5 protein-coding genes are annotated in these 3,618 nt (G+C 45.3%); all 5 read right to left on the bottom strand.

Annotation, left to right across the window (positions count from 1 at the left end; translation table 11 throughout):
• On the bottom strand, positions 1 to 520 hold a 520-nt coding region (locus tag AC1DWB_RS32225; RefSeq protein WP_477545185.1), incomplete at its 3' end, for an ABC transporter permease.
• Positions 521 to 599: 79 nt separating this feature from the next.
• Positions 600 to 2,243 carry a peptide ABC transporter substrate-binding protein gene (locus AC1DWB_RS32220; RefSeq protein WP_477545184.1) on the bottom strand — a complete coding sequence of 548 codons (1,644 nt, stop codon included), beginning with the start codon at positions 2,241 to 2,243 and terminating at the stop codon, positions 600 to 602.
• Positions 2,244 to 2,481: 238 nt separating this feature from the next.
• On the bottom strand, positions 2,482 to 2,739 hold the full coding sequence (locus AC1DWB_RS32215; protein ID WP_477545183.1) for a late competence development ComFB family protein: 258 nt from the start codon (positions 2,737 to 2,739) through the stop codon (positions 2,482 to 2,484).
• 32 nt (positions 2,740 to 2,771) lie between these two features.
• On the bottom strand, positions 2,772 to 3,167 hold the full coding sequence (locus AC1DWB_RS32210) for a DUF3397 domain-containing protein (RefSeq protein ID WP_477545182.1): 396 nt from the start codon (positions 3,165 to 3,167) through the stop codon (positions 2,772 to 2,774).
• A 46-nt stretch (positions 3,168 to 3,213) separates the two neighbouring features.
• On the bottom strand, positions 3,214 to 3,618 hold a 405-nt coding region (locus tag AC1DWB_RS32205), incomplete at its 5' end, for a ketopantoate reductase family protein (protein ID WP_477545181.1).

Here is a 3,618-nt window from a genome sequence, read left to right as displayed (position 1 = left end):
GCACATAATCCATCGGATCGTTCAAGCCGGCCACATCGAACCAATGGAACTTGCTTGCAAACACGAATTGAAGCAGGGTCGCCATTACGAAGCTAGGTACGGCAACACCCAGAACCGCAATAATCATCGCCAAATTGTCCAGCAACCGACGGTGGCGAAGAGCTGCAATTGTTCCAAGAGCTACCCCTACAGCTACAGCCACCACGATGGCACACAGCCCTAACTTTAACGAGTTACCGAATGACCCTTGTACAATGCCGTTAACCGTACGTCCCTGCCACTTCATAGAAACGCCCAGATCGAATGAGGCGACTTGCTTAATATAGTTCAGGTATTGCACCCCGATAGGCTTATCCAGACCGTAATAGGCCATCAAATTCGCTTTGATCTCAGGTGAAGGCATCTTCTCGGACAAGAACGGATCGCCAGGTATGGCCTTCATCAGAAAAAAAGTAGCCGTCGCCAGAACGAACAAGGAGACGAGAACAAAGACAAGCTTTCGCAAAACAAATCGAATCACCGCAGCACCTCCTACATGATCAGAAAGGTCCGGAGTATATAAACGTTCATATACCCCGAACCGCTTTGTAGCAACGACCTTATTTTTTCTCGATATAACCTTTGGTGAAGTCAATATCGCCCTTATAGTCAATAAACACGTTTTTCACATACGATTTTTGTGCCCATATCCCTGTGTAGTAGTAGATCGGGATGATTGGCATTTCACCAATCATAATTTTCTCAGCCTTCGCCATAGCTTCCATACGTTTCTTCTCATCCTGAGTGTTCAGGGCTTCCTTGACAAGCTTGTCGTATTCAGCATTCGAATACTTCGAGTTGTTGTTTCCGCCGCCCGTCATTACCAGATCGATATAAGTCATCGGATCGTTATAGTCGGCTCCCCAACCAGCGCGTGCTACTTGGAAGTTACCAGACTGACGGTTCTTGATATAAACGCCGAATTCCTGATTTTCCAGCTTCACGTCAACACCAAGGTTCTTCTTCCACATATCTACAACAGCTTCAGCAATTTTCTTGTGACCTTCGCTTGTATTGTAGATCATCGTTACCGTTGGAAGCTTGGTCAAGTTCTTTTCTTTCAATCCTTCTTCCAGCAATTTCTTGGCTTCGGTCAAATCTTCCTTGAAATAGTCTGTATCTTTCACTTCTTCACGGAATGTTTTCTTCTCGCCCTTGATTCCAGGAGGCACGAAGCCGAAGGCCGGAATTTGGTCACCCAGCGTTACCTTGTCCACAATCGCTTTGCGGTCAATCGCTATGGAGAATGCTTTACGAATTTTGACGTTATCGAATGGAGCAGCTTTCGTGTTGAATTCATAGTAGTACGTCGAAGCGATCCCTTTCACTTGCAGACCGAAGTTTTTGTCGGCCTTAAGCGATGGAAGTTTATCGGTTGGAATTTCACCCACTGGACGGCCAACCCAATCCAACTCACCAGAGTTGTACATCTGCAATTGCGTGTTGGCATCGTTCAGGATTTTCATATTGACAGTCGTCAGCTTCGTGTCATTTGCATTATAATAATTGTCGTTTTTCACCAACGTAATCGCATCATTATGCTTCCATTCCTTGATTAAGAAAGGTCCATTAGTAACCATGGTGCTTGCTTCAGCAGCAAACTTAGGGTTCGCCTTCACATGCTTCTCATTCAATGGGAAGTAAGTGTAGAACGACACTAGACCTTCAAAKTATGGAGTCGGGGATTTCAGCTCAACTTCAAGTGTATAATCATCGACTGCTTTGACACCGATCTGATTCGCATCGGTAATTTTCTTCGTGTTGTATTCCTCAGCGTTCTTGATGTAATACAGCTGATACGCATAAGGTGCTGCAAATGCCGGATCCAAAGCGCGTTTCCAGGCAAATACGAAGTCACTTGCTTTCACTGGATCGCCATTGGACCATTTGGCATCTTTACGAAGATTGAATGTATATTTCAAGCCGTCCTTGGATACTTCCCACTTCTCGGCGGCAGCTGGCTTAGCTTCCCCCTTCTCATCCATACGGGACAGTCCTTCATACATCGGACGCAGAACTGTGGAGGAGTTGTTGTCTTGGGCAAGTCCTGGATCCATGGATGGCGGTTCGGACCCCAGAATCATGTTAAATACTTGATTGCTTGCTCCGCCTTCTGTTTTTTTACCGCAGGCTGCGAGCACCGTTCCCATAAGCAATACAACACTCGTGAAAACGATTACACTTTTATTGAACCCCTTAAACATCGTTGTTCCTCCTGACATGTAATTTTATTTCTCTCTATACTTCTTCCATACGAAATTTAATATATCGCTTCACGCCCTCAAAATACACGTACAATATTGATCAATTAGGGGGAAAATATTGACCTTCGTCTATAATGTGCCTAATATTTACATAACTATGCATCTCAATTCGCATAAAAAAACTGCAGCCCTTCCCTCACAGGAAAAGGCTGCAGTATAGATTTTCATGTACAAACAACTACTCCGTCGTCATGACTCGCTCAATCGCATGGGTAAGCTCACGGTAGACGTCTGTCTCCACCTGCGCACGCAGTTGAGTCTTGGCGAACATTTCTCCACGTTGAGTTGAGACATACTTCGGGGGGAGTTTGTTCAAGGCGAGAGCCATCACATCGAACAACTTCTTCTCTTCCAGAGAAGCAAATTCAGGATTGTGGGATACCAAATCATTCAGGCAATTTTTAACGATATCCTCCATCATATTGTGCACCGGCATATCGCAAGAACTCCTTTCACTATATATGGTTGCTAGACATCCATCATCTTCATAATAATTCCGATTATGAGGAGTAGGAAGTAGACCGCACTAAGTAAGAAAAACCCGACTCTCCAAAGCAATCTAATAATCTTGATATGCTTGACCGCGCCTCGAAGCCGGTATTGATAGTTACCAATTAGTCCGTAGCCGATCAGAAAAAACAATAAGATCATGAAAAATCCGAAGTTATTATGAAAAATAATGGTGTACATAGAAGACACGGAACCGATCAGGAGCAACGTGGTGACATCCATAGCCAGCTTCGTCGCTCGTTTGCTGTCTCTAGTCTTCAAGTAAACAACGATCCACAAAATAAAAAACCACAAAAAAGGAACAAACGCAGTAATCGCATATAGATGAATCCATAAATTCGTAAAAGCTTCCACTGCATCACCGCTCCGTCACGCCAGGATAGATGCCGTCCCGCTTATATTACCGCTTCTCCAATGATTTGATCAGTCGGTACACCGTCTCATTAGCAGGCATGGGGATGTCGTGCGCTTGGGCTGCATTCAACAACGCTCCGTTCAACCAGTCGATCTCGGTTGTCCGTCCTGCGGTCAAATCCTGCAGCATAGAGGAATGATTAGTAGCCGTCTTGCGGCAAACCTCAAGCAGTTGTTCCCATAAGTCATCCTGGATGCTAATTCCATGAGAGCGGGCCGCGAGAACGCCTTCTTCATACAGAGTACGCATAAGCGGCATTAGCGGCTCTGAGTCGAGCAACTGCCCGTTGCGATACTGAAGGATGGCGGTGAGCGGATTGATGACGGCATTCATTAGCAATTTGTTCCAAGCTATCTCCTTCATGTTGTTCGACAAGAAGCACTCGAATCC

The organism is Paenibacillus sp. P4_E11, assembly GCF_056401635.1.
This window is presented reverse-complemented; position numbering and strand designations above follow the sequence as displayed.

Coding starts and splice junctions, on each gene's coding strand:
- AC1DWB_RS32215 (WP_477545183.1), bottom strand. CDS start 2,739: ATGCCGGTGCACAATATGATGGAGGATATCGTTAAAAATTGCCTGAAT.